This is a genomic window from Mycolicibacterium diernhoferi, assembly GCF_019456655.1.
In the GTDB taxonomy this organism is placed as follows: domain Bacteria; phylum Actinomycetota; class Actinomycetes; order Mycobacteriales; family Mycobacteriaceae; genus Mycobacterium; species Mycobacterium diernhoferi.
This window is the reverse complement of record NZ_CP080332.1, coordinates 2643375-2665915: the sequence shown is the minus strand read 5'-3', so window position 1 is coordinate 2665915 and position 22541 is coordinate 2643375. Positions and strand designations below refer to the sequence as shown.

26 protein-coding genes, 4 tRNA genes and 2 pseudogenes are annotated in these 22541 nt (G+C 68.3%); 19 read left to right on the top strand and 13 right to left on the bottom strand.

Annotation, left to right across the window (positions count from 1 at the left end; translation table 11 throughout):
• Positions 1-14: 14 nt before the first annotated feature.
• Positions 15-1295 carry an HNH endonuclease gene (locus K0O62_RS12690; RefSeq protein ID WP_073857537.1) on the bottom strand — a complete coding sequence of 427 codons (1281 nt, stop codon included), beginning with the start codon at positions 1293-1295 and terminating at the stop codon, positions 15-17.
• A gap of 68 nt (positions 1296-1363) precedes the next feature.
• Here K0O62_RS12690 and K0O62_RS12685 point away from each other — a divergent pair, with 68 nt between their 5' ends.
• The 3 genes from K0O62_RS12685 to K0O62_RS12675 are packed head-to-tail and all read left to right on the top strand — an operon-like array spanning position 1364 to position 4997.
• On the top strand, positions 1364-2458 hold the full coding sequence (locus K0O62_RS12685; RefSeq protein ID WP_073857536.1) for an NADH:flavin oxidoreductase: 1095 nt from the start codon (positions 1364-1366) through the stop codon (positions 2456-2458).
• 26 nt (positions 2459-2484) lie between these two features.
• The gene (locus K0O62_RS12680) at positions 2485-3639 is read left to right on the top strand and encodes an LLM class flavin-dependent oxidoreductase (RefSeq protein ID WP_308214478.1); all 1155 of its coding nucleotides are present in this window, start codon (positions 2485-2487) and stop codon (positions 3637-3639) included.
• Positions 3636-4997 (top strand): NtaA/DmoA family FMN-dependent monooxygenase, encoded by a 1362-nt coding sequence (locus K0O62_RS12675; RefSeq protein WP_073857535.1) that lies wholly within the window; start codon positions 3636-3638, stop codon positions 4995-4997. The genes K0O62_RS12680 and K0O62_RS12675 overlap by 4 nt, the downstream gene beginning before the upstream one ends.
• Here K0O62_RS12675 and K0O62_RS12670 read toward each other — a convergent pair.
• Together K0O62_RS12670 and K0O62_RS12665 are read right to left on the bottom strand one after the other, a co-directional pair.
• Positions 4994-6097 (bottom strand): DUF1214 domain-containing protein, encoded by a 1104-nt coding sequence (locus K0O62_RS12670; RefSeq protein WP_073857534.1) that lies wholly within the window; start codon positions 6095-6097, stop codon positions 4994-4996. The two genes, K0O62_RS12675 and K0O62_RS12670, sit on opposite strands and share 4 nt — an antisense overlap.
• Positions 6094-6666 (bottom strand): TetR/AcrR family transcriptional regulator, encoded by a 573-nt coding sequence (locus tag K0O62_RS12665; RefSeq protein WP_073857533.1) that lies wholly within the window; start codon positions 6664-6666, stop codon positions 6094-6096. The genes K0O62_RS12670 and K0O62_RS12665 overlap by 4 nt, the downstream gene beginning before the upstream one ends.
• Before the next feature lie 111 nt (positions 6667-6777).
• Here K0O62_RS12665 and K0O62_RS12660 point away from each other — a divergent pair, with 111 nt between their 5' ends.
• From K0O62_RS12660 to K0O62_RS28640, 4 genes and pseudogenes are all read left to right on the top strand, one after another.
• Positions 6778-7938, top strand: coding sequence for a sulfotransferase family protein (locus K0O62_RS12660; RefSeq protein ID WP_234800176.1), 1161 nt, complete (start codon positions 6778-6780; stop codon positions 7936-7938).
• Positions 7939-8045: 107 nt separating this feature from the next.
• Entirely contained in the window at positions 8046-8399 is a 354-nt protein-coding gene (gene fdxA / locus K0O62_RS12655) for a ferredoxin (RefSeq protein ID WP_073857531.1), read from the top strand.
• A gap of 22 nt (positions 8400-8421) precedes the next feature.
• On the top strand, positions 8422-8790 hold the full coding sequence (locus tag K0O62_RS12650; protein WP_073857530.1) for a SpoIIAA family protein: 369 nt from the start codon (positions 8422-8424) through the stop codon (positions 8788-8790).
• A gap of 23 nt (positions 8791-8813) precedes the next feature.
• Positions 8814-8935: pseudogene (locus tag K0O62_RS28640) on the top strand (ABC transporter permease); the annotation flags it as partial.
• An 88-nt stretch (positions 8936-9023) separates the two neighbouring features.
• On the opposite strand, the gene K0O62_RS12645 reads toward K0O62_RS28640, so the two are convergent.
• Together K0O62_RS12645 and K0O62_RS12640 are read right to left on the bottom strand one after the other, a co-directional pair.
• On the bottom strand, positions 9024-9191 hold the full coding sequence (locus K0O62_RS12645; RefSeq protein WP_165637005.1) for a hypothetical protein: 168 nt from the start codon (positions 9189-9191) through the stop codon (positions 9024-9026).
• A gap of 100 nt (positions 9192-9291) precedes the next feature.
• A tRNA-Val gene (locus tag K0O62_RS12640) sits at positions 9292-9363 on the bottom strand.
• A gap of 150 nt (positions 9364-9513) precedes the next feature.
• Here K0O62_RS12640 and K0O62_RS12635 point away from each other — a divergent pair.
• The 4 genes and pseudogenes from K0O62_RS12635 (at position 9514) to K0O62_RS12620 (ending at position 11018) form a co-directional block, all read left to right on the top strand.
• Positions 9514-10541 (top strand): annotated as a pseudogene (locus K0O62_RS12635) (alcohol dehydrogenase catalytic domain-containing protein).
• 213 nt (positions 10542-10754) lie between these two features.
• A tRNA-Gly gene (locus K0O62_RS12630) sits at positions 10755-10827 on the top strand.
• Positions 10828-10855: 28 nt separating this feature from the next.
• Positions 10856-10929, top strand: a tRNA-Cys gene (locus K0O62_RS12625).
• Between the two features lie 14 nt (positions 10930-10943).
• A tRNA-Val gene (locus tag K0O62_RS12620) sits at positions 10944-11018 on the top strand.
• 84 nt (positions 11019-11102) lie between these two features.
• Here the strand turns inward: K0O62_RS12620 and K0O62_RS12615 are convergent.
• From K0O62_RS12615 to K0O62_RS12585, 7 genes are all read right to left on the bottom strand, one after another.
• Entirely contained in the window at positions 11103-11834 is a 732-nt protein-coding gene (locus K0O62_RS12615; protein WP_073857529.1) for an Rv2253/PknI dimerization domain-containing protein, read from the bottom strand.
• Positions 11835-11874: 40 nt separating this feature from the next.
• Positions 11875-12183 (bottom strand): hypothetical protein, encoded by a 309-nt coding sequence (locus tag K0O62_RS12610; protein ID WP_073857528.1) that lies wholly within the window; start codon positions 12181-12183, stop codon positions 11875-11877.
• A gap of 251 nt (positions 12184-12434) precedes the next feature.
• A complete protein-coding gene (locus tag K0O62_RS12605; protein WP_073857527.1) occupies positions 12435-12932 on the bottom strand; it encodes a DUF5994 family protein in 498 nt (165 codons plus the stop codon).
• Positions 12933-12979: 47 nt separating this feature from the next.
• On the bottom strand, positions 12980-13516 hold the full coding sequence (locus K0O62_RS12600) for a DUF5994 family protein (protein ID WP_073857526.1): 537 nt from the start codon (positions 13514-13516) through the stop codon (positions 12980-12982).
• A 109-nt stretch (positions 13517-13625) separates the two neighbouring features.
• Positions 13626-14057: a type II toxin-antitoxin system Rv0910 family toxin gene (locus tag K0O62_RS12595; RefSeq protein WP_073857525.1), complete on the bottom strand. Its 432-nt coding sequence runs from the start codon at positions 14055-14057 to the stop codon at positions 13626-13628.
• 111 nt (positions 14058-14168) lie between these two features.
• Positions 14169-15221, bottom strand: coding sequence for a 3-deoxy-7-phosphoheptulonate synthase (locus K0O62_RS12590; RefSeq protein WP_073857524.1), 1053 nt, complete (start codon positions 15219-15221; stop codon positions 14169-14171).
• 224 nt (positions 15222-15445) lie between these two features.
• A complete protein-coding gene (locus K0O62_RS12585) occupies positions 15446-15631 on the bottom strand; it encodes a hypothetical protein (protein WP_073857523.1) in 186 nt (61 codons plus the stop codon).
• A 25-nt stretch (positions 15632-15656) separates the two neighbouring features.
• Between K0O62_RS12585 and K0O62_RS12580 the strand changes: the two genes are divergently transcribed.
• The 6 genes from K0O62_RS12580 to K0O62_RS12555 are packed head-to-tail and all read left to right on the top strand — an operon-like array spanning position 15657 to position 19106.
• Positions 15657-16316 (top strand): class I SAM-dependent DNA methyltransferase, encoded by a 660-nt coding sequence (locus K0O62_RS12580; RefSeq protein ID WP_073857522.1) that lies wholly within the window; start codon positions 15657-15659, stop codon positions 16314-16316.
• A 12-nt stretch (positions 16317-16328) separates the two neighbouring features.
• Positions 16329-16814 (top strand): SRPBCC family protein, encoded by a 486-nt coding sequence (locus tag K0O62_RS12575; RefSeq protein WP_073857521.1) that lies wholly within the window; start codon positions 16329-16331, stop codon positions 16812-16814.
• Between the two features lie 31 nt (positions 16815-16845).
• The gene (locus tag K0O62_RS12570; RefSeq protein WP_073857520.1) at positions 16846-17559 is read left to right on the top strand and encodes a Clp protease N-terminal domain-containing protein; all 714 of its coding nucleotides are present in this window, start codon (positions 16846-16848) and stop codon (positions 17557-17559) included.
• A gap of 28 nt (positions 17560-17587) precedes the next feature.
• The gene (locus K0O62_RS12565) at positions 17588-18013 is read left to right on the top strand and encodes a PPOX class F420-dependent oxidoreductase (RefSeq protein ID WP_073857519.1); all 426 of its coding nucleotides are present in this window, start codon (positions 17588-17590) and stop codon (positions 18011-18013) included.
• A gap of 21 nt (positions 18014-18034) precedes the next feature.
• On the top strand, positions 18035-18577 hold the full coding sequence (locus tag K0O62_RS12560; RefSeq protein ID WP_073857518.1) for a hypothetical protein: 543 nt from the start codon (positions 18035-18037) through the stop codon (positions 18575-18577).
• Positions 18578-18587: 10 nt separating this feature from the next.
• Entirely contained in the window at positions 18588-19106 is a 519-nt protein-coding gene (locus K0O62_RS12555) for a GNAT family N-acetyltransferase (protein ID WP_372512895.1), read from the top strand.
• Here the strand turns inward: K0O62_RS12555 and zapE are convergent.
• Positions 19103-20137: a cell division protein ZapE gene (gene zapE, locus K0O62_RS12550; RefSeq protein WP_073857516.1), complete on the bottom strand. Its 1035-nt coding sequence runs from the start codon at positions 20135-20137 to the stop codon at positions 19103-19105. The genes K0O62_RS12555 and zapE overlap by 4 nt on opposite strands.
• 35 nt (positions 20138-20172) lie before the next feature.
• Here zapE and K0O62_RS12545 point away from each other — a divergent pair, with 35 nt between their 5' ends.
• The gene (locus tag K0O62_RS12545; protein WP_073857588.1) at positions 20173-20955 is read left to right on the top strand and encodes a pyrimidine reductase family protein; all 783 of its coding nucleotides are present in this window, start codon (positions 20173-20175) and stop codon (positions 20953-20955) included.
• 17 nt (positions 20956-20972) lie between these two features.
• Positions 20973-22532, top strand: a complete 1560-nt coding sequence (locus tag K0O62_RS12540; protein WP_073857586.1) for an alpha/beta hydrolase — start codon at positions 20973-20975, stop codon at positions 22530-22532.
• Positions 22533-22541: the final 9 nt, after the last annotated feature.

The following is a 22541-nucleotide window of genomic DNA, read 5'->3' as shown; positions in this document are numbered from 1 at the left end:
GCGGCGTCGGCTCTCTAGGCAGCCCTGAAGGTGGCCAGGTCGATGCTGATCTGGTCTTCGGTGATACTGCGCCGGGTGATGGGTGAACCCGGCGCCGGCGGGGCGATCGAGTAGTACCGCGCGTGGGTGGGTGTGACGAACAGCGCGGTGTGAACCCCGTCGTGGTCGCTGGTGGTGACCGTCCAACCTTCGGCTTCTTTGGCGTAATTGCAGGCTTCGCAGAGCCCGAGTCCGTTGTCGGCGTTGGTTTTTCCACCGCCACGGTCCGGTGTGGCGTGGTCGCGATGGCGGATCGGGGCATTGCAGTACGGGGTACGACACGTTTGGTCCCGCAGCCCGATGAAGTTTGCGAGGCCTTTCGGAAAAGTTCGGGCCCGGGACTCCATCGCCACCAACTGCCCGCTGGTGGGATGCCGGTATAACCGGCGCAGGGTGGTCTTGGCGTTCTCGTCGGCGATCGCTGCGTCGAGCAGGTGCCGAACGATGTTCGCGGGGACCGGCCCGTAGCCGGCGATGGCGCCGGGACAGTCATCGCCTCCGAAGAGGGTGATGTCAGACATCACCACGTTCAGCGCCATGGAGACGGGTTCGGCAACGGATCGGCCGGTGACGCGTTCGTAGGCGATGTCGGTCATCACCTGGCCCCGGGAACGTCCGTCGCCGGTCACGTCGGCCTCCCGCTTGAGTGCGGCGTACATGCCGACGCCCTGTGCTAGTGGCATCAGGAAGGTCACATAGACCATGCCGTTGGGTGCCGGACGGGTCGTGACACAGCGACTGGCGGCGGCTTTGTTGTTGCGCTCCACCACCGCAGCGGCGTCCAGGCGGGCGGTGATCTTCTTGGCTTCGGCTTCGATTCGGCTATTGCCCCAGCCGACCAAACGGGACGACTCGGCGCATAATTCTGCATCCAACGTGCGGCGGTCTCTCACGCTCAGGCAGGCCGACTCCCGCACGATCAGCGTGGCCCGATACTCGGACAGCACGCCGGACTCCAATGCGGCCAGGGTGTGCGGCATCTCATGCACCAAGGCGTTGGCCACCCCGAGATGGGTGTTGCCTTTGACCGGACCGTCATGGCGGGCCAGTGCGATCTCGGTGACCAAGCCCTTCCCCCGCCGCGCTCGAGAGACTCCACGCTCGCGTTCAGCGCAGGCCCGCTTCTCGGCCCACAACGCGGTCGCCCGGGCCTGCACCGCCGCAGCCTGAGACTTCAACTGTTCGCAGCGCTCGACCAGAATCCGGAGCTCCTCCTCGGAAGCCCCAGGATTGATCTCGAACAAACTTTCGAACATGGTGACAACGGTACATCCACTGTCCGACATCGGGATTTTTCTGACCGGCCTTCGGGTTGTATTGATCCGTGTCCATCGAAGACCTCTTCCGACCGCTGACCGTTCGCTCGCTCACGGTGCCCAACCGCTTCGCGATGGCGCCGATGACCCGTCAGGCCTCACCCGGTGGAGTCCCCGGCGTTGATGTCGCGGAGTACTACCGCAGGCGCGCCGCCGGTGGTGTCGGTCTCATCATCACCGAAGGGGTCAGGCTGGCCGACCCCGCAGCGGGCTATCCGGCGTCGATTCCGACCATTGCGGGCGATGACGTGCTGGCCGGCTGGACACGCGTCGTCGACGCGGTACACCAGGAGGGCTCGACGATCGCCGCGCAACTGTGGCATCAGGGTGCCGAACGCAACGACTCCGACGGTGTGGTCACGGTCAGCCCATCCGGGATCGACGGCCTCGGCAAACCGAAAGGCCGAGCGCTGGAACGCGATGAGCTGGGCCAGGTGGCCGAACACTTCGCCGACGCCGCCGCCTCCGCGCGCGAACTCGGCTTCGACGCGGTCGAGCTGCACGGTGCGCACGGTTACCTTCTTGACGAATTCCTCTGGGAGAAAACAAATCTGAGGACCGACGAGTACGGCGGGTCACTGGCGGCGAGAACTCGCTTTCCCGGCGAAGTAATCGCAGCGGTGCGTGCTGCGGTGGGCCAGGATTATCCGATCATCTTCCGCTTCTCACAGTGGAAGGGCACCGACTACGCGGCGTCCATCGCCGACGATCCCGATCAGCTCAAAGATCTGCTGGCCCCGCTGGTCGCTGCCGGTGTGGACGTCTTCCACCCGTCGACCCGCAGGCACTACGTGCCCGCGTTCCCCGGAGCGGACAGTGAACTGAGCTTGGCAGGCTGGACCAAGAAGGTGACCGGATCGCCGGTCATCGCAGTCGGTTCGGTGGGGCTACAGACCCAGTTCCGAAGCGAGACACCAGGTCAGGTGATCGAGCCCGAGTCCGCCGATCGCCTGGTCGCACACTTCGACGCCGGCGAGTTCGATATCGCCGCTCTGGGCCGTGCGCTGCTGGCAGATCCCGCATGGGTGAACCGGCTGCGCAACGGCACCCTCGACGGCTTCACCGGTTACGAGCCGGAGAAGGCACTGGCCGCCCTGACCTGATCGGTCGCCCCTACGAGGAGTATCCCGTGGCTGTTCCCCCGGACGTGTCGACACAGCTTCACCTCGGCGTGGCGCTGGACGGCGCCGGCTGGCATCCGTCCTCGTGGCGGCAGTCCGATGCCCGGCCCGAGGACCTGCTGACCGCCGCCTACTGGACCGATCTGACGGTCACCGCCGAACGGGGCCTGCTGGACTTCGTCACCATCGAGGACGGGCTGGCGCTGCAGTCCGACCATCCGTGGCGTGCCGATGCCCGCACCGACCGGGTCCGCGGTCGCCTGGACGCAGTGCAGATCGCCGCCCGGGTGGCGCCGCGCACCCGGCACATCGGTCTGATCCCCACCGCGATCACGACCCACACCGAACCGTTCCATCTGTCCAAGGCCATCGCGACACTGGACTTCGTGAGCTCCGGGCGCGCCGGGGTGCGGGTGCAGGTGTCGTCGAACCCGGAATCGACGGGGCATTTCGGGCGCCCCGTCGCCGACGACCCGATGGCCGAGGCCGCCGACTACGTCGAGGTGCTGCGCCGGCTGTGGGACAGCTGGGAGGACGACGCCGAGATCCGTGATGCGGCCACCGGCCGGTTCGTCGACCGGGACAGGCTGCACTACATCGATTTCGAGGGACGCTGGTTCTCGGTGAAGGGCCCGTCGATCACCCCGCGTCCGCCGCAGGGCCAGCCGCTGGTCGCGGCGCTGGGCCATGGTGATCCGGCCTACCGGCTGATCGCCGCCGGTGCGGATCTCGGATTCATCACCCCGCGCAGCGCGCACGACATCGCGACGATCACCGACACCATCGCGGCGCTGCGCCCGGCCGGGGCTCCCCGCGTGCAGATCATCGTCGACCTGGTGGTCTTCCTCGGCGACACCGCGGCGTCCGCTGCGGCACACCGCGCCCAGCTGGACACCCTGCTCGGCCGCGAATACATCAGTGACGCCGAGGTTTTCGTCGGCACCCCGGCCGGGCTGGCCGACCTGCTGACGCACTGGCAGACCGCCGGCGCGGACGGCTTCCGGCTGCGGCCGGCCACCGTCCCGCACGATCTGGCGCAGATCACCGACGGTCTGGTCCCCGAACTGCAGCGCCGCGGTGTCTTCCGCACCGAGTATCAGCAATCCACCCTGCGCGGACTGTTCGGCCTGTCCCGCCCCGCCAACCGGTATGTGAACTCATGAGCAAGCCCGTCAAGCAGATTCACCTCGCCGCGCACTTCCCCGGCGTCAACAACACCACCGTCTGGAGCGATCCGGCGTCGGGCAGCCACATCGATTTCGCCTCGTTCGTGCATTTTGCGCAGACCGCCGAACGCGGCAAGTTCGACTTCTTGTTCCTGGCCGAGGGGCTGCGGTTGCGCGAACAAGGCGGGCGGATCTACGACCTGGACGTGGTCGGCCGCCCGGACACCTTCACGGTGCTGGCCGCACTGGCCGCGGTCACCGAGCGGCTCGGATTGACCGGCACCATCAACTCCACCTTCAACGAACCTTACGAGGTGGCCCGCCAGTTCGCGTCGCTGGATCACCTGTCCGACGGACGGGCCGCCTGGAACGTCGTCACCTCCTGGGATGCGTTCACCGGAGAGAACTTCCGCCGCGGCGGGTTCCTCGCCGAGGACCAGCGCTACAGCCGGGCCGAGAGCTTCCTGGCCGCCGCGCACACCCTGTTCGATTCGTGGTCCGGCGATGAGATCGTGGCCGACAAGGAGTCCGGACAGTTCCTCACCACCGGCAGCCCGGGCCAATTCTCCTACCGCGACGAGCATTTCGACATCAGCGGGCGGCTCGACGTGCCGCGCAGCCCGCAGGGGCGCCCGGTCATCTTCCAGGCCGGGGACTCCGATCACGGCCGCGAATTCGCCGCCCGCGCCGCCGATGCCATCTTCTCCCGGCACGGCACCCTGGCCGAGGGGCAGGCGTTCTACGCCGATGTGAAGGGCCGGTTGGACAAGTACGGCCGCCGACCCGAGGAGCTGCTCATCCTGCCCGCTGCGACCTTCGTGCTCGGCGACACCGACGCCGAGGCCGCCGACATCGCACACCAGGTCCGGCTGGCCCAGGTGTCCCCGGCCACCGCGATCAAGTTCCTGGAACAATTGTGGAACCGCGACCTGTCCGACCACGATCCGGACGGACCGCTGCCCACGGTGGATCCCATCGTCGGGGAGAACACCATCGCCCGCGGCCGGGCCAGCGTGCGCATGCACCGGGATCCGGTGGCGGTGGCCAACGAGTGGCGCGCCAAGGCCGAAGCCGAAAAGCTCTCCACCCGTGAACTCATCATCGAGGTCACCGGCCGCCAGAACTTCATCGGGTCGCCGTCGACGGTGGCCGAGCAGATCAACACCCTGGTGCAGGCCGATGCCAGCGACGGCTTCATCCTGGTCCCGCACGTCACGCCGGCCGGGCTGGACCCGTTCGTCGACAAGGTGGTGCCACTGCTGCAGGAGCGCGGGGTGTTCCGCGCCGAGTACACCGGGACCACGCTGCGCGAGCATCTCGGGTTGGCGGCGGCCACCGAACGGGTTACGCCCTAGCTCACCCGATCCGGGGCGTCGGCGATCTTGACCAGCTGGACCCGTGGCTGTTCGGGTACCTGGTCGGCGAGGAACCAGCGGAACGCCAGGTTGCCGCGCGGGTAGTCCAGGGTGGTCAGCGAATTGGGGTGCTTGGTCATACCGCGGGACAGCACCACCGTCACCGTCCCGTCGCTGTTGGGCACCGCGGTGTGCCCGTTGACGGAGCTGCGGGCGTCCCGTACCCCGGGGACGGCCATGAACTGGTTCCACACCACCAGATTCCAGAACCGACAGGCCGGCGGTCGGTGGGTGATCACCAGCGCCTCGTCCTCGGCCAGGTCGAAGCTGCCGTAGGAGTAGCAGGCGTCCCGGGCCGACCAGCCGAAGTTGAAGTCCGGCACCTGGTACGGGGCAGCGAAATCGTTTGCCGCCATGTTGGTTTCGTGGCCAAGGTTGTGGGCGTCGTCGTTGCGCACCCCGACCGCCAGCGGCACGATGGCGAACATGGTACGCAGCCATGCCGCGCTCGCCCGCAGCGCCGCCGCGGTCTCGTCGTCGCCGTGCCGGAACGGTGCGGGCTCCTCCAATGCCTCGATCTGCCATGTCACGCGTTTCCCGGTGTGCGGGTCGGCCTGGTAGTCGCGGGTCATCAGCACCGCGGCATCCGGGACCGGCCCGAAGTCCAGGGTGAAGTTGCCGTCGGCGTCGAAGTCCAGCTCGTCGTCACGGAACAATGCCACGATCCGGTCCGACCAGGCGCCGGGCGACGGCTCGTTGTAGGCGGTGACCGAGAAGTACACGCTGTCACCGCGATTGCCGCTGATCCGGTAGCGACGCTCCGGATCGACCGGGCACATGTAGTAGATGGCGTCGGTATTGTCCCCGCCCCAACGCCGGTCCGGGCGCCACGGTGAGTTCACCTCCAGCCACTGCGGTCGGCTCGGGTCGGCGAACAGGTAGGTGTCCAGCGCGACACCGAGGGTGGTCGCCAGCATCCGGTAGCCGTCGGCGACGTGCCGGTCGTCGGTGACGGCCTTGTCCCCCTCCAGGAATGAGCGGTCCAGGTCGCGCAGGGTGTCGAGCAATTCGCGCCAGGCCGCCCTGGATTCGTGGGTCATGCGCTGATTCCTTTCGTGATGAGCGTGGCGGTGCGGTCGATCCAGGCCTCATCGGGTACGCCGCGGCTGAGCAGCGCGAGAAATGTGATGCCGGCGATGGATTCGGCGAGGTCGGCGGCGGTGACGCCGGCGCGCACCTCACCGCGTTGCACCGCGGCCGCCAGATAGTCGCCGAGCCCGCGCTCGAGGATGCCGGAGAACCGCTGCAGCAGGGCGGTGTGCAGCGCCGGGTTTGCGGCCATCTCACCGACCAGACCGGGCAGCGCGGCCCGCGCGGCCGGGGTGCTGAACACCACGACCGTACGCCGCACCATCGCCGCGATGTCACCGAGAAGCGTTCCGGTGAACACCAATTCGGTGGTGGCGTCGAGCGGGAAGACGGCCTCGTGCACCAACGCGGCCTTGCTCGGCCAGCGCCGGTAGATGGCCGGCTTGGAGGTGGCGGCTCGCGCGGCGATGGCGTCGACGGACAACTCGGCGTACGGGACCTGGCCGAGCAACTCGACGGTCGCGCGCAGCACCGCCTCGTCGATGCCCCGGTTACGGGGTCGCCCAATTTCCGTCGCCATTACGAAACTGACAGTAACATAAGTGCTGTGACCGAGACCACAGCCGATGTCATCCACCTCGACGACCTGGCCACCCCGCGGTACAGCGCGGAGGCCCAGGCGATCCGGGAGATGATGGCCACCGTCGCCGCCGACTTCCCGCTCGACGCCGACGTGCTGCACGAGCGTGCCCGCGCCGATACCGGCCTGGACGATTTCGGGGCCGACGACTACCGGGAGCGCCTCGAGCTCTACGTCGCCGGACTGCGCGAGATCGACATGCACGGGCCGGGAATCGTCAACTTCGGTTCCCAGCTGGTGCAGTGGTTGAAGAACCGGCTGCTGCTCACCGACCTGCTCAAGCGGCACCCCGAGATCCACGACATCGAGCTACTGGCTCCGGTGGTGATCGCCGGTCTCCCCCGGTCGGGCACCACACATCTGCACAACCTGCTGGCCGCCGCCCCCACCTTCCGCAGCCTGCCGTACTGGGAGTCGGTCGAACCATTCCCGCTGCCCATCGAAGTGGGCCTGCAGCCGGATCCGCGCATCACGCGGATGGATGTCGCCGTCCAGGTGATGAACATCCTGATGCCGCATTTCGCGTTGATGCACGAGATGACCACCGAGCACGCCCACGAAGAGATCCAGCTGCTGGCCAACGACTTCTCCACCATGCTGATGGACACGCTGGCCGACGTCCCGCGCTGGAGCGACTTCTATTGGTCCCGGGATCAGACGCCGTCGTACGAGTATCTGGCCATCCAGCTCAAGGCGTTGCAGTTCCTGCGCGGCGGACGGCGCTGGGTGCTCAAATCCCCGCAGCACCTGGGCCAGCTTCCGGTGCTGGACAAGGTGTTTCCCGGCGTGGTGGTGGCATTCACCCATCGCGATCCGGTGCCGGTGGCGCTGTCGATGATCGCGATGATCGCCTACAGCGAGCGGATGCACCGCGACACCGTCGATGTGTCCCGCATCGCCAACCGGTGGGTGGACCGGCTGGGCCAGTTGCTCGAGGGGTGTGTGCGCGACCGTCACGTCATCGGCCCCGAACGGTCGGTGGACATCCGGTTCGAGGACTTCCTGACCGACGAGGTGGGCACCGCCGAACGGCTGTACGCGCTGGCCGGCGAACCGTTCGACGACGCCGCGCGCGGCGCGATCACCGACTACCTCGCCGCACACCGGCGTGGGCGGCTGGGCCGGGTGGCCACCTCACCGGAGATGTTCGGGCTGGATCCCGACGCGGTCCGGGCGCGATTCGGGGGCTACTCCGAGCGGTTCCTCCGATGACCAGCCCGTCGCCGCACCTGTCGAGGCGACACGCAGGGACCAAAGTCCCATGTGCTGATGGCTTTGGACTCCGGTGCAGGTGGGGGCAGGTTTTCTAAGGTCAGGTCATGACCTACGTGATCACCTCGGCCTGCGTTGACGTGATGGACAAGTCCTGTGTGGCCGAGTGCCCCGCGGACTGCATCTACGAAGGCGGGCGCACGCTCTACATCAATCCGGACGAGTGCGTCGATTGCGGCGCCTGCAAGATCGCCTGCCGTCTGGATGCGATCGAGTACGAGACCGATCTGTCCGCGGAGGAATCGGCACACCTGGCCGACAACGCGGCGTTCTTCCTGACGGTGTTGCCCGGCCGCGACGCACCGCTGGGCTCCCCCGGCGGTGCGCGCGGAGTCGGCCGGGTGGGGGTCGACACCCCGTTGGTGGCCGCGATGCCGGAGCGCAGCACGCCCGCGCACTGACCCGGCGCGAAGGAGACTGGCGATGATCGAGGTACTGACGGATATGCCGGCCGGCGTGACCGGCATCCGCGCCTCCGGGCGGATCAGCGGTGAGGATTTCCGCGCGTTCAAGCCGACGATGGAGAAACTCGGGCAGTCCGGCGACATCAGGATCGTGGAGATCATCGCCCCGGACTACCAGGGCTTCGGCCCGGGCGGGCTGTCCGCAGATCTGAAGATGGGCTTCGGCACGCTGCTGGCGCATCACTCCGCGTTCAAACGGATCGCGGTGGTCTCCGACAAGGAGTGGGTCCACCACACCATGCACGCGCTGGGGTGGATGGTGCCCGGCGAGTTGGCGGTGTTCGGCCTCGACGAGCTGGAGCAAGCCAAGCAGTGGGCGGCCGAGTAGGCCGCTAAGTGCGTTAACAGCCTTACGTCGGCATCACCGTGCAGGGCGGGCCGGCCGGCGTCGGCGACGCCGTCAACGAGACCGTCGTCTATACCTTCATGGCACGTTCGTGATCAACATCATCGCCACCGCGGTGGGCGTGCAGGCCATTCCAGACCCGCACCCCGATCCGTGCCGCGGTGCTGCACTACCCCGGCGAACTGGTCCGGCTGATCGCCCAGATGAGCATGGGCTCAGACGCTTTGGCGATCATCGGCGACGTCCACCCGCTGTGGTGGACCGCAGGACTGTTCGCCCCCATCGCGGCGCTGGTGGAGTGTGGGCGGCAGTCCCGCCTCATCGGCCGCCTCGGCGAACACCAGAGCGTCCAGGGCGGTTTCCGGGGCCGCTTTGAGCACCACCGGGCACAGGCCGCGACCAGGCCGTCAATACCTCAAGGCTTTAGGTTTGAGGGGCGCGTAACGGGCACAAAAAAACCGCCCGGGTGGGCGGCTTTTGTTGTGGTCCCGACTGGGATCGAACCAGTGACCTTCCGCGTGTGAGGCGGACGCTCTCCCCCTGAGCTACGAGACCGGGGAACGAGGAGGAAGACTAGCACGCTGTTGGCGGCCAGCTGGAATCGCCTGGTCACGGTGGCGCCAATCTCGGCCAACTCCGCTGCCGCCGGACGCATGCGCGAGTACACATGAGACATCAACCCGAGCATCGATCCCGAGGATGAAAATGGCACGTCATCACGCAGTCCATGTCGCATCGGCCGGCGCCGCCCTGGAGCTCACCGAGGTCGACACCACCCCACCGGGCCGTGACCACGTCCGCATCGCCGTGGCGGCCTGCGGGGTGTGCGGCACCGACCACGCCTTCGTCAACGGCGCCTTCCCGGGCCTGTCCTGGCCGCTGACCCCCGGGCACGAGATCGCCGGCACCATCGCCGAGGTCGGCGAGGGCGTGCAGGATTACGCGGTCGGTGACCGGGTGGCCGTCGGCTGGTTCGGCGGGCACTGCGGACGCTGCGTGCCGTGTCACCAGGGTGACTTCATCCACTGCGCCAACGGCCAGATCCCGAGCTGGCACTACCCGGGCGGGTACGCCGAGTCGGTGACGGTGCCGGCCAATGCGCTGGCCCGCATTCCCGATGAACTGTCGTTCATGGAGGCCGCCCCGATGAGTTGCGCGGGGGTCACGGTGTTCCACGGACTGCGCGAGACCAAGGCCAAACCGGGTGACCGGGTGACCGGGTGGCGGTGCTCGGCATCGGCGGGCTGGGACACCTGGGCGTGCAGTTCGCCCGCGCGATGGGGTTCGAGACCGTGGCCATCGCCCGCGGGGCGGACAAGGCGCAGGACGCCCTCGATCTCGGGGCGCACCACTACGTCGACTCGACTGCCGGCGACGTCGGGGCGGCGCTGCAGGCGCTCGGTGGCGTGTCGGTGGTGCTGGCGACCGCGGCCAACTCGCAGGCCATGGGCGACACCGTGGGCGGACTGCTGCCGCGCGGTGAGCTGATCGTGGTGGGCGTGACGCCCGATCCCCTGCCGATCAGCCCGCTGCAGCTGATCACGCCCGGCCTGAGCGTCACCGGGCACCCGTCGGGGACCGCTCGCGACGTCGAGGACACCATGAAGTTCGCGGTGCAGTCCGGCGTGCGAGCGCGGATACAGGAGCTGCCGCTGGCCCAGGCCGCGGAGGCCTACGCGGCGATGGACAGCGGACGGGCCCGCTACCGGATGGTGCTGCGGGTTGCCCCGTGACGCGCCGAGAGCCCATGCGACAACGCTGAGATAAGCATCACCTGTCCCGATCGCAACTCTGGCCACGGCCCCTTCATCGCGCGAGAGGTTTTCACGACGGGTTTACCAGCGGTTTTAGGTTCGGTGGCCCCGATGTTCCAGGTGATTTGTAGTTCGTCGCACCGGTGGACTAATGTTCCTGATCGCACCGGGTGACGATCTCACCCGAGGCACGCGGATGTAGCGCAGTTGGTAGCGCATCACCTTGCCAAGGTGAGGGTCGCGGGTTCGAATCCCGTCATCCGCTCGAAGGTTCAGTGGGCATCAACCCCTACGGTGGAGTGGCCGAGTGGTGAGGCAACGGCCTGCAAAGCCGTGCACACGGGTTCGATTCCCGTCTCCACCTCCAAAGTTTCGACCCCGGCGCGATTAGCTCAGCGGGAGAGCGCTTCCCTGACACGGAAGAGGTCACTGGTTCAATCCCAGTATCGCGCACCACGTTTCACACTGAGGCCCGGTTTCGACCGGGCCTTTGTTGTACCCGGGCATCAAGAACGAGCGCAGCTCAGCCCCGGCCGGCCTTCATTCCCCCACCTTCCGAGCCGTCAACGGGGTCACGACTGTGTTGCCCTGGTCTCCACACTCGTTGGTGTCCACCACCGTGGTGAGCGCACCGGTGAACGACCCGTCCGGGCGCGGCGTGAAGCCGAGTGTCACGGTCGTCCAAGACTCGCCGGCGATGGATCCGTCGCCATAGGTGCACGTCGACTTCACGCGCGCCGGCGCGATGTCCTGCCAGAGGCCGTTGGTCAGTTTGAACGTCAACCGCCGGGCGCCAGGCACCCGCACCCCACCCTGACCCAACACCTCCCCGGTCGCGATGCAATCCCGGTCGGTACACGTCGACGTCAGCATCAACCAGTCCTGAGACGGCCTGGAATCGGCTCCGTCACCCCAGTTCGTGGTCCCGCCGACATCTCGATAAGTGGCCTGATCCCAGTGATATTCGACGCGGTACACGCCGTTGAGCAGGTCGGGCCGCGGGGCCGGATCGGCCACCGGCGCATCGCGCAGGAACCACACGGCGACGCCCGCGGCGGCGGCGATCGCCACCACCGCCGCGGCGACCACCAATGCCGTGACCAGTCCGGGCGTGAACCGTTGTCGCGCCGGCCCTGGCCCGGGCTCTGGCTCATCATCGAACGCCCAGGCGTGAGCCGCCCGAGTGTCGGCATCCGCGACACCGGCCAGTTCCGTGGGCGCCCCGGCATCGGCCAGATAGCCGGTCGGCTCGTCGTTCGACGGCTCCGTCATAGCCGGGACAGTAGTCCCGCGACGCCCGGCCCGCGACGACTCATTCCCGCACCGTCAGCATCCACGCCGGAATCCAGTGCGTCACAGGTCTTTCGGATGCTCCAAAGACGATCGAATAGGTGACCAGCCCCCACCAGGCGCCCTGCTCGCAGAGCCCCCAGCAGCTCAGCTGCCCCTCGACCACCCTGTGCATCTGCAGGCCGAACGGGTGATAGCGACCCCACCGACAGTGCGGCTGGCGTGGAAAGAGGGCGGCCAGGTCCACGAGCACGGCGCGCGGTGGATCCACCCGGCGGAACACCTCACGCACGGGCTGCCCGCCATGCCCCAGGCCCTGCAGCTCACCCATTGTTCGATCATATGTTCGAACCGTGGCGATGGGAAACCGTCACCGGTGCCGATCGCACCGGCGTTGGTGTGACAGCCGGTTGTCCCGGCAACAGTCCACGAATCGGGCGCGGCGACGAATCCCGTCGGTGGTCCGGCGATCCTCGGCGGCGCGACTGGCCGCCGGTTCTCCCGCCGAGAGAAAGCGCCGGAACAAAGAACGCAGCATCACCATCTGACCTCTCCTGTCCCCTACCGACGAGTCAACGCACGCTACCGGGCACCGGTTCGCGTGAGCCGTTGATTTCCAACCGCTTCGGGGCCGTCGCGCATCACCGGAGCCCAGCGGCCCGATTCGAGGACGGCCGCATCAAGGACTCGGCGGGCGGTATCGAACACCGTGGTCTGCCGACATTCGTCATCGACCGGCATCGCCGCGGCGCACCGCATCACCAGAGCCCCCAATGCCGGCGACGTTCTGGGCGGCACCACCAATAGCGTGGCGCTGTCGTCGCAGCCGATGATCTTGACCAGGCGGGGGCGGCCGCCGAGTCGGGCGCTGACCGGCCGTCGGGAACCACCCACGGCCATGGTCCCCAAATCGAGTTGGATGTCGGATTCGGACCAGTTCAGCCGGATATCGACGATCCCACCCAGCCGCTGCTGTAAAACCACGACGAGTTCGACGAGTTCATCCGCCAGCGATTCCGAAACCGGCCACCAGACTCCGTCGACGTCGCCGTCCAGCTGCTCTGCCAGCAGCACCCGCACCGGCCGTGCGCATCGGCGCGGGGCAGCCAACCTGGGCACGCTGATACTCACGTCAGTACGGGCGCCGGTGTTCCGCCCTCTGCTTCCCAGCGTTGTTCAGCACCGGAGGCCCGGATACGCCGGTCGCGGTCATCTGGACTGATCGTGAGCAGCCCGTCAACAGTGGCGGCGTTGCCGGCCTCGGCCGCGGTCATCATGGCGCTATGCGCGTCGCCGGCCTCGGTGTGAGGCGGAATCACCAGAAGGGTGACCCGGTTGTGTTTGTCGTCGAGGCCGACAACTTCAACGGTGTTGAGCGGCTGAAGTCGGTATCCGTCCAGATGCACCACGCGGCCCCCGGTGCTGAGCTTGCGGGGCGCCGCAGCCCAGGCACCCAGCCGGTACAACACGCGGTCGATACGGCCCAGACGCACCGACAGCACAGCGAGTAGATCCGGCAGTTCGGCGGCAAGGTCATCGGTGCGCGGCCACCATGCTCCGTCGACGAATCCGCTTTGGGCGGCCTTGGCTTTCAGCCGCAGCCGCGGTGTATGCGCCGGCACCGTGGTGTCCTGATCGGTTTTCCGTGTCTGCTGAGGCGTCATGACGACGCTCCTATCTCGGCCGCGAGAGGGCCGATATTCACATCAGCGAGGACACGCTCCATATGGTCGCGTGCGGAAAAGACGGCTGACAACCACAACGCTACGCTGATCAGGCGTACAGCGTTTCGAACCTCTCGATCGAACGCTCGATGTCGCCCTTGACGGCGCGGGCCGCAACCGACCCGATCGGGCCGAACAGCGGCGGGCCGCCCAACTCGAGCGTGACGTAGAAGGTGCAACCCGATCCGGTCGGCTTCACCTTCAGCGTCATCCCGTACTTCGTGCCGCCCACGCCCTTACCGGTGACCTCCAGCAGATGCGGCGGGTCCATCCGGCGAACCGCCCAGGTGACGCGATTACGCATGCCCTTGGCCCCCGCCACCCCGATCAGCGTGGTGCCCACGGTCAGCTCATCGGGAATGTCGCTACGCCAACCCTCGTGCATCACCATCCAGTCCCCCAGCTCACCGAGATTCGACGCGTGATCCCACGCTGTCTGCGGGCTGAGTGACAGTTCGCGGGACAGTTCGAGTTTGGCCATGGCCGAATGCTAGTGGCGCGGGCCCAGAGCCGACACCTCGGTGATGCCGCCCAGCACGCAGGAGCTCAGCGGGATGCCCAGATTGGGTCCCCCTGATCGTGGCCCTACCCGTCAGCGCGCGGCGAGCTCACGCAGCACCAGATCGGTTGCCGCCCAATCCATGCACTTGTCGGTGACCGACTGACCGTAGGTGAGCGGCCGCGCTTCGGGCGCCTGGGCGCCGGCGACCAGGAAGCTCTCCAGCATCACCCCGCTGACCGGCAGCCCGTCGCGGACCAGTTGGGCCACCTCGGCGGCGACCCCGGCCTGGCGGATGTGGTCCTTGCCGGAATTGGCGTGGCTGCAGTCGATCACGACCCGGCCCGGCAGTCCGGCGGCGACCAGCTTGTCCGCGGTGACCTGCACGGCGTCGGCGTCGAAGTTGGGTCCGGCGGTGCCGCCGCGCAGGATGACGTGGCAGTCCTCGTTGCCCTCGGTGGTCACCAGGGCACCGCGGCCCATATCGTCCATTCCGAAGAAGACGTGCTGCGCGGCAGCGGCTTTGACACCGTCCACGGCGACCTGGATATTGCCGTCGGTGCCGTTCTTGAAGCCGACCGGCATCGACAGTCCGGATGCCAGCTGGCGGTGCACCTGGGATTCGGTGGTGCGGGCGCCGATGGCACCCCAGGCCACGGCGTCGGCGATGTACTGCGGGCTGGTGGGTTCGAGGAACTCGCAGCCGACCGGCAGGCCGATGTCGATGATGTCGAGCAGCAGTTGCCGCGCGGTGCGCAGGCCCCGCGCCACATCGAAGGTGCCGTCCATGCCCGGATCGTTGATCAGGCCCTTCCAGCCGATGGTGGTGCGCGGCTTCTCGAAGTAGACCCGCATCACGATCTTGAGGCTGTCCCCGAGCTCGTCGGCGATCTTGACCAGGCGGCTGGCGTAGTCCAGCGCGGCGGACGGGTCGTGCACCGAACACGGTCCGACGACCACCAACAGCCGATCGTCGCGGCCGGCCAGGATCTCGGCGATCTCGTCGCGGTCACGCGCGACCCGCTCGGCGCGGCGCGCCCCCAGCGGGAACTCGGTGAGCACATCGTGCGGGCTGGGGATCTCGCTGAAGCTGCGTATCCGACGGTCCGACGTCGCAGGTGCGGTGGCGGTTTGCGCCAGATTCATGGGAGGTACCTTCCTGGTGGTGGGCACCTGAGCCACATTCCCGGGCGCCCTTTAATGACGAAAGGCAGCGACCGCGAGGGTCACTGCCTGGGCTCCGGGTGGATGCGTCGCTTAGTGCTGCGCTTTATCGGCTCCGCCCGGAGCCTCGATAAAGCGCCAATAGCCGGCGCACACACGGATGTTCACCCCGGCCACGTTACACGGCGGCCGGGATGAGTCAAAAGCTAGGTCTTCAACCGCCACGCGTACCCGGCGATCCCGATCCCGATCAGCGCGATGATCGGGCCGAGCACCGACCAGGTGGTGGTGTTGCTCATCGGGCTGCCGCCGACCGCGCCGAACCCCTGCAGCGCGAACAACGTCCCGAACAGGGCGACGACGATTCCGATGATCAGCACGGCGATACGCATACCTGCGACAGTAGCCTCGGGGGCGATGTGTGAAACCTCGTTTCTGGACCGCACCCGCGACGGCTACGACCGCACCGCCACCGGGTATGTCGCGGCATTCCAGCAGCACCTGGACGGCAAACCGCTTGACCACGCGATGCTGCGGGCCTTCACCGAACTGGTGCCGGCCGGGCACCGCGTGATCGACGTCGGCTGCGGCACCGGCGCGGCCACCGCGATCCTGCGCGCGCACGGCGCCGACGTGTCGGGAATCGACCTGTCGCCGAACATGGTTGCGCACGCCCGCCGACTGCACCCGGACATCGGCTTCACCGTCGGGTCGATGACCGATCTCGATGTGCCCGACGCCGGCGTCGGCGGCCTGTGTGCCTGGTACTCGGTGATCCACGTTCCCGACGACGTCCTGCCGGCCGTGTTCGCCGAATTCCACCGGGTCCTCGTCCCCGGCGGCGTGGCCCTGCTCGCCTTCCAGATCGGCGACCGCCCCCGGCACCTGACCGAGGCGTTCGGCGAGTCGGTCGATCTGATGTTCCACCGCCGCCACCCCGAAACCATCGCCGAACTACTGCAGAATGCGGGGCTACCGGTCATTGCCCAACTCGTCCGCGCGCCCGAGGGCGACGGTGTTGAATCGACCCCGCAGGGGTATCTGATCGCGCGCAAGTCCGCACCCACCGACCACTGAGGAGCCGCGTCGATGACCGACCGCATCGAAGTGCAGCGCACCATCGCCGCCCCGGCCGCCGACATCTTCGCGGTACTGACCGACCCGCAGGGACACGTGGCCATCGACGCCTCCGGAATGCTGCAGGCCGCCACCGGCGAACCGGCACGCAAGGTGGGCGACCGCTTCGTCGTGCACATGGACCGTGAAGCGCTGAACGACTTTCCGATGGGCCGATACGACGTGACGGTCGACATCACCGAATACGAGCAGGACCGCCTGATCGCCTGGACCATCCTCGGCAACATCGACCCGCAGATCGGCCACGTCTACGGCTACCGGCTGGAACCGGCCGCCGAGGCAACGGTGGTGACCTCGTTCTACGACTGGTCGGCCATCGGTGACAAGTGGCGGGCGGCGGGCATCTTCCCGGTGATTCCGGAAAGCGCGCTGCGGGCGACCCTGGGCATCCTCGACCGAACGGTGCGGCGCGGCTACCCGCAGTCAACCCAGGGTTGACGCACCGATAAAGTCAACCTACGGTTGACGCATGACCGAGTCCGTCAGCCTGGACACCCTGATCCACGCGATCAAGACCGGGCACACCGATGCCCTGGACCAGCTCTCCGACGCCGTCCTGGCGGCCGAGCACCTCGGCGAGGTCGCCGATCACCTGATCGGCCACTTCGTCGACCAGGCCCGCCGCTCCGGCGCCTCCTGGACCGACATCGGCACCAGCATGGGCGTCACCAAACAGGCCGCCCAGAAACGCTTCGTACCCAAGGCCGACGCCGCCGGCATCGACCCCAACGAGGGCTTCGCCCGGTTCACCCCACGCGCCCGCACCGCCGTCGTCGCCGCCCAGACCGCGGCCCGGGACGCCGGTAACGCCGAGATCGCCCCCGAACACCTGATCCTGGGTCTGTTGGGCGACACCGACTCGCTGGCCGTCGCGCTGCTGAGAGCCCACGGCGCCGAACCCGACCAGCTCCGCGCGGCGATCACGCTGCCGCCCTCGACCGGGCAGGAACTGGACCTGGTGCCCTTCAACGGGCCGGCCAAGAAGGTTCTGGAGCTGACCTTCCGGGAGGCACTTCGGTTGGGCCACAACTACATCGGCACCGAGCACATCCTGCTGGCACTATTGGAGTCCGAAGACGGGAACGGCCCCCTGCACAGTCTGGGCATCGACAAGGCGCGCGTCATCGCCTCGCTCATCGAGATGCTCGCCTCCATCCCGGGAACGCGAATCCGGCGGGAATGAATCCGGACCCGCCGCTGTAGAACACCGCATGGAGCTCAACGAGGCAGCGCGCGAACTCATCGGCGCCGGCGCCGATGCCACCTTGGTCACGGTCAACGCCGACGGCAGCCCGCACGCCACGTTGGTGTGGGTGGCGTTGCAGTCCACACCCGAGGGCGACGAACTCGTCTCCGCGCATCTGTCCGACACCTATCGCAAGGTGCGCAACATCCGCCGCGACCCGCGCGTCGCCGCGACCATCCTCGCGCCCAGCCGTCCCGGGCAGCAGCGGCAGTACCTCTCGGTCACCGGCACCGCCCGCATCGTCGAGGGCGGCGCGCCCGCGCTGCTCAGGGATCTGGCCACCGCGTTGCTCGGCTCCGACGAGTACTTTCCGCCCAAGGACGCACCCGAGGGCTACCTCACCCGGATCCGTATCGACTCGATCGGCGGACAGGGACCCTGGGTCGGGTAACCATGTGCCATCATGCGATGCATGCGATTGGCAAAGACGCGATCCTGGTTCGCGGTTCTCCTGACGAGCCTGACGGCCGCGGTGGCGATCGGCATCGCGCCACCGGCCGCGGCAGCCGTGACCCCGATCGGCAACCTCGGTGAGACGTTGCGGGTGGAGTTCGGGGACTTCGTCGCCGACGTCACCGTGCACGACGTCCTGCCCGCCGAGGTCCCCCCGGGCTGGGGCTGGAACGGCTCCCCGCGCTGGCGCGCGCAGGGCGGCCCGTGGCGCGCCAATGTGACGGTGCACGTCATCTCCGCGCCCAACCCGTACAAGCTGGCCCTGGCCACCACCTTCAGCGGGGTGACCCCGTACGCCGACGCGTACGCCTCCAAGCACACCGACGCTCCCGACGCGTTGGAGAAGGTACTGCTCAACGCGCCCCCCGGATCGACGGTCACCGGCGGCGTCTACTGGGACGTCTACCGCGCACTGGTCACCAACGTGGTGATGCTCAACCCGCAGACCGGAACTCACCTGGCGCAGTGGAACATCTGGCAACCGGGCACCCCGCTACCCTGACCGGGTGCGCATCGAGGAACCCGGCCCCGACGACCTGACCGAACTCGCCGCCGTCGCCGCAGCCACCTTCCCGCTGGCCTGCCCGCCCAGCGTCAGCCCGGCCGATGCGGCCGCGTTCATCGCGGAGAACCTCTCGGCGGACAAGTTCGCCGGCTACCTCGCCGACCCGGACCGGATCGTCCTGGTGGCCCGCGACGACGACCGAATCCTGGGCTACGCCATGCTGATTCACGGTGTGCCCGATGACGCGGATGTGCAGCAGGCGGTACCACTGCGCCCGGCCCTGGAAATCTCCAAGATGTACGCGCTGCCCGATGTGCACGGCACCGGGGTATCCGCAGCGCTGATGACCGAGGCTCTGGAACGCGGCGCGCAGTCCGGCGCGGCCTGCGTGTGGCTGGGCGTGAACCAGGAAAACGAACGCGCGCAACGCTTCTACACCAAGTTCGGGTTCCGGATCAACGGCACCAAGACCTTCCGGCTCGGCGCCGGGATCGAGAACGACTACGTGATGGTCCGCGCCCGCTAGTTGCTCTGCGCGGCCGCCGTCAGGGCCAGCAACCGGGAGGTGGCCCGCAGGTACTTCTTGCGGAACCCGCCGGCGACCATCTCATCGCTGAAGATGGTGTCCAGCTTGGCGCCCGAGGCCAGCACCGGGATGCCCGCGTCATACAGCCGGTCGGTCAGGGCGACCAGCCGCAGCGCCACGCTCTGGTCGTCGATCGGGTGCACCCCGGTGATGAACACCTCGGTGACATCGTCGATCAGCGCGTGATAGCGCGACGGGTGCATGGTCGCCAAGTGCGCGCACAGCGCGTCGAAGTCGTCCAGGGTGGCACCGGGTTTCGCGGCGGCCGCGGCGCGGACCTGCTCGTCGGTCAACGGCTCGGGCGCCGGCGGCAACCCGCGGTGCCGGTAGTCCGGGCCCTCGATCCGGATGGTCGTGAAGATCGCGGACAGCGTGTGGATCTCGCGCATGAAATCCTGCGCGGCGAAGCGGCCCTCACCGAGCTGCTCGGGCAGCGTGTTCGAGGTGGCCGCGATGGACACCCCGCGCTCCACCAGCGCCGAGAGCAGCCGGGAGATCAACGTGGTGTTGCCCGGATCGTCGAGCTCGAATTCGTCGATGCACAGCACCGTGTAGTCGGCCAGCAGATCGATGCACTCGGTGAACCCGAACACGCCGGCCAACTGGGTCAGCTCACCGAACGTCGCGAACGCGGTCTTGGCCTCCCCGCCCGAGAGCGTGTAGTACGTCGACGCGAGCAGGTGGGTCTTGCCGACGCCGAACCCGCCGTCAAGGTAGATACCCACCCCGGGCAGTACCTCGCGCTTACCGAACAGCTTCTTCTTCCCGGCTCGACGCTCGGCGGCCTGCTCGCAGAACCGCCGGCAGTGCCCCACGGCCGCAGCCTGAGACGGCTCGGCCGGATCGGGCCGGTAGCTGTCGAAGCTGACGTCGGCGAACGTGGGCGGCGGCACCAGCTGGGCGACCAGCCGCTCGGGGGTAACTCTGGGGTGCCGATCCGTCAGACCCGCGACCTCACCCGCACTTTGCATGTCGTGCACCCTATCGACGTGCTGCAATGATCCCCATGCCGGATAGCGCCGCTGGGACGGAACTCACAGCACTCGGACCGGTCTCCGTCGCCGGTGACGGCGAGCTCGAGCAGCTCTACGCCTACCCGGAAGACCTGGGCACCTGCTGGGTGCGGGCCAATTTCATCAGCAGCCTCGACGGCGCCGCCTCCACCGAGGGTCGCTCCGGCGCCCTGGGCGGCCCCGGGGATCGGGCCGTGTTCCGGCTGCTGCGGGAGCTGGCCGATGTGGTGGTGGTCGGTGCCGGCACAGTGCGCGTCGAGACCTACTCCGGTGCCCAACTCGGCGTGGCCCAGCGCCAGCGCCGGCACGGCCGCGGGCAGGGCGAGGTACCGCCGATCGCCATCGTCACCCGCTCGGGGGATCTCGATCACGACCTACCGGTGTTCACCCAGACCGAGGTGCCGCCGCTGCTGCTGACCGTCCACGACACCATCGCCGATGCGCGGGCCCGGTTCGCCGGCCTCGCGGAGGTGTACGACTGCTCGGCCGCCGACAGCGGCAGCGTCGATCTGACCGTGCTGTTGCGCACGCTGGCGGATCTGGACCTGACCCGGGTGCTCACCGAGGGCGGCCCCAGTCTGCTCGGCGCGTTCATCGCCGCGGACCTGCTCGACGACCTGTGCCTGACGATCGCACCCACCGTCGTCGGCGGCGGATCCACCCGGATCTCCGACGGACACCCCGAGCTGATCACCCGCCTACAGCGCCGCCACGTGCTCAGCGACGACGACGGCTACCTGTACACGCGCTACAGCCGCCGAGAACAGCGCGGTTGATCGCTAGTGTGGTCGGCATGCGAGTTCGTTGGGGCCAGACGCTGGCCTTGTCGTCGGTCACGCTGCTGCTGACCTCGTGCGCCCCACTGCTGGCCGCCAACCCGCGGTTCGCCACCGACGCCGGCGCCGGACCACAGGGCGCGCCACCGGAAACCAGCGTCGCCGACGGGCCGCCGGCGGTGGAGGCCCCCAAGAACGACCTGTCCTGGCAGGACTGCACCGGGCGGGTGTCCGCCGACGCCGCGGTGCCCGTGCCGTCCGGCATCACCCTGGACTGCGCGACGTATGACGCCGACCTGGATTCGATCAAGGGCGCCAACGGCTCCATCACCATCGGCGTGGTGCGGGCCACCTCGGCGGACACCCCGGCCGGCGCCGGACCGGTGGTGATGACCACCGGAACAGATCTGCCGTCCTCGGCACAACTGCCGGTATGGCTGTCCCGCGCCGGTGCCGACATCCTCAAGACGAATCCCATCGTCGCGGTGGACCGCCGCGGCACCGGGATGTCCGAGGACATCGACTGCCGCGACCTGTTCGACCGGCAGGAGATGATCGACCAGACCCAGTTCGAGCCCGGTGACGACCCGGTGGCCAAGCTCGGCGCGGTCGTGCAGACCGCGACCACCACGTGCACCGACACCATCGCCCCGGGCGACTCGGCCTACGACAACGCCCACGCCGCCGAGGACATCGAACGCCTGCGCAGCACCTGGGACGTGCCGACACTCGCGCTGTGGGGAATCGGCAACGGCGCCCAAGTGGCGCTGGCCTACGCCGGTTCCCATCCGGACAAGGTGTCCCGGCTGGTGCTGGACTCCCCGCTGCCGCTGGCCGTCGGCGCGGAGTCCGCCACCGAACAGAAGGTCAAGGGACAGCAGGCCGCGCTCGATGCCTTCACCGCGCAGTGCGCGGCCACCAACTGCCCGCTGGGCCCCGACCCCAAGGCCGCCGTGGACGCGCTGCTGACCGCGGCCCGCAACGGCGACGGCCCCAACGGCGCCTCGGTGGCCGCGGTCGCCGACGCCATCACCACCGCGCTGGCCTTCCCGCGCGGCGACCGGGTGACGGCCTCCAACGCGCTGGCCGGCGCGATCGCCTCCGCCCGCGCCGGCGACACCGGCGCGATGTCCGAGTTGATCGCCCGGGCCGAGCGGACCCGCCAGACCGACGGCCAGTTCGTCAACGGGTGCAGCGATGCCCTGAACCGCCCCACCCCGGACCGGGTGCGTGAACTCGTCGTCGCCTGGGACCGGCTGTACCCGCAGTTCGGCACCGTGGGTGCGCTGCGGATGGTCAACTGCCTGAGCTGGCCCAGCGGCACCGCGCCGCAGGATCCCAAGGACCTCAAGATCCCGGTGATGCTGCTCGGCGTGCAGAACGACCCCATCGTCGGTAACGAAGGGGTGGCCGCGGTGGCCGCCACCATCATCAACGCCGGCGCCAACAGCAAGCGGGTGATCTGGCAGGGCATCGGCCACGGCGCCAGCATCTACTCGCCGTGTGCACTGCCACCGGTTCTGGGTTACCTGGAGAGCGGCAAACTGCCCGAGACCGACACGTTCTGCCCCGCCTGAGCGGGCCAC

Bases quoted from the DNA above. Each gene is read 5' to 3' on its own strand.
- K0O62_RS12690 (WP_073857537.1), bottom strand. From the start codon at position 1,295: ATGTTCGAAAGTTTGTTCGAGATCAATCCTGGGGCTTCCGAGGAGGAG.
- K0O62_RS12675 (WP_073857535.1), top strand. From the start codon at position 3,636: ATGAGCAAGCCCGTCAAGCAGATTCACCTCGCCGCGCACTTCCCCGGC.
- K0O62_RS12670 (WP_073857534.1), bottom strand. From the start codon at position 6,097: ATGACCCACGAATCCAGGGCGGCCTGGCGCGAATTGCTCGACACCCTG.
- K0O62_RS12665 (WP_073857533.1), bottom strand. From the start codon at position 6,666: ATGGCGACGGAAATTGGGCGACCCCGTAACCGGGGCATCGACGAGGCG.
- K0O62_RS12660 (WP_234800176.1), top strand. From the start codon at position 6,778: ATGATGGCCACCGTCGCCGCCGACTTCCCGCTCGACGCCGACGTGCTG.
- fdxA (WP_073857531.1), top strand. From the start codon at position 8,046: ATGACCTACGTGATCACCTCGGCCTGCGTTGACGTGATGGACAAGTCC.
- K0O62_RS12650 (WP_073857530.1), top strand. From the start codon at position 8,422: ATGATCGAGGTACTGACGGATATGCCGGCCGGCGTGACCGGCATCCGC.
- K0O62_RS12615 (WP_073857529.1), bottom strand. From the start codon at position 11,834: ATGACGGAGCCGTCGAACGACGAGCCGACCGGCTATCTGGCCGATGCC.
- K0O62_RS12610 (WP_073857528.1), bottom strand. From the start codon at position 12,183: ATGGGTGAGCTGCAGGGCCTGGGGCATGGCGGGCAGCCCGTGCGTGAG.
- K0O62_RS12600 (WP_073857526.1), bottom strand. From the start codon at position 13,516: ATGACGCCTCAGCAGACACGGAAAACCGATCAGGACACCACGGTGCCG.
- K0O62_RS12595 (WP_073857525.1), bottom strand. From the start codon at position 14,057: ATGGCCAAACTCGAACTGTCCCGCGAACTGTCACTCAGCCCGCAGACA.
- K0O62_RS12590 (WP_073857524.1), bottom strand. From the start codon at position 15,221: ATGAATCTGGCGCAAACCGCCACCGCACCTGCGACGTCGGACCGTCGG.
- K0O62_RS12585 (WP_073857523.1), bottom strand. From the start codon at position 15,631: ATGCGTATCGCCGTGCTGATCATCGGAATCGTCGTCGCCCTGTTCGGG.
- K0O62_RS12580 (WP_073857522.1), top strand. From the start codon at position 15,657: ATGTGTGAAACCTCGTTTCTGGACCGCACCCGCGACGGCTACGACCGC.
- K0O62_RS12575 (WP_073857521.1), top strand. From the start codon at position 16,329: ATGACCGACCGCATCGAAGTGCAGCGCACCATCGCCGCCCCGGCCGCC.
- K0O62_RS12570 (WP_073857520.1), top strand. From the start codon at position 16,846: ATGACCGAGTCCGTCAGCCTGGACACCCTGATCCACGCGATCAAGACC.
- K0O62_RS12565 (WP_073857519.1), top strand. From the start codon at position 17,588: ATGGAGCTCAACGAGGCAGCGCGCGAACTCATCGGCGCCGGCGCCGAT.
- K0O62_RS12560 (WP_073857518.1), top strand. From the start codon at position 18,035: ATGCGATTGGCAAAGACGCGATCCTGGTTCGCGGTTCTCCTGACGAGC.
- zapE (WP_073857516.1), bottom strand. From the start codon at position 20,137: ATGCAAAGTGCGGGTGAGGTCGCGGGTCTGACGGATCGGCACCCCAGA.
- K0O62_RS12545 (WP_073857588.1), top strand. From the start codon at position 20,173: ATGCCGGATAGCGCCGCTGGGACGGAACTCACAGCACTCGGACCGGTC.
- K0O62_RS12540 (WP_073857586.1), top strand. From the start codon at position 20,973: ATGCGAGTTCGTTGGGGCCAGACGCTGGCCTTGTCGTCGGTCACGCTG.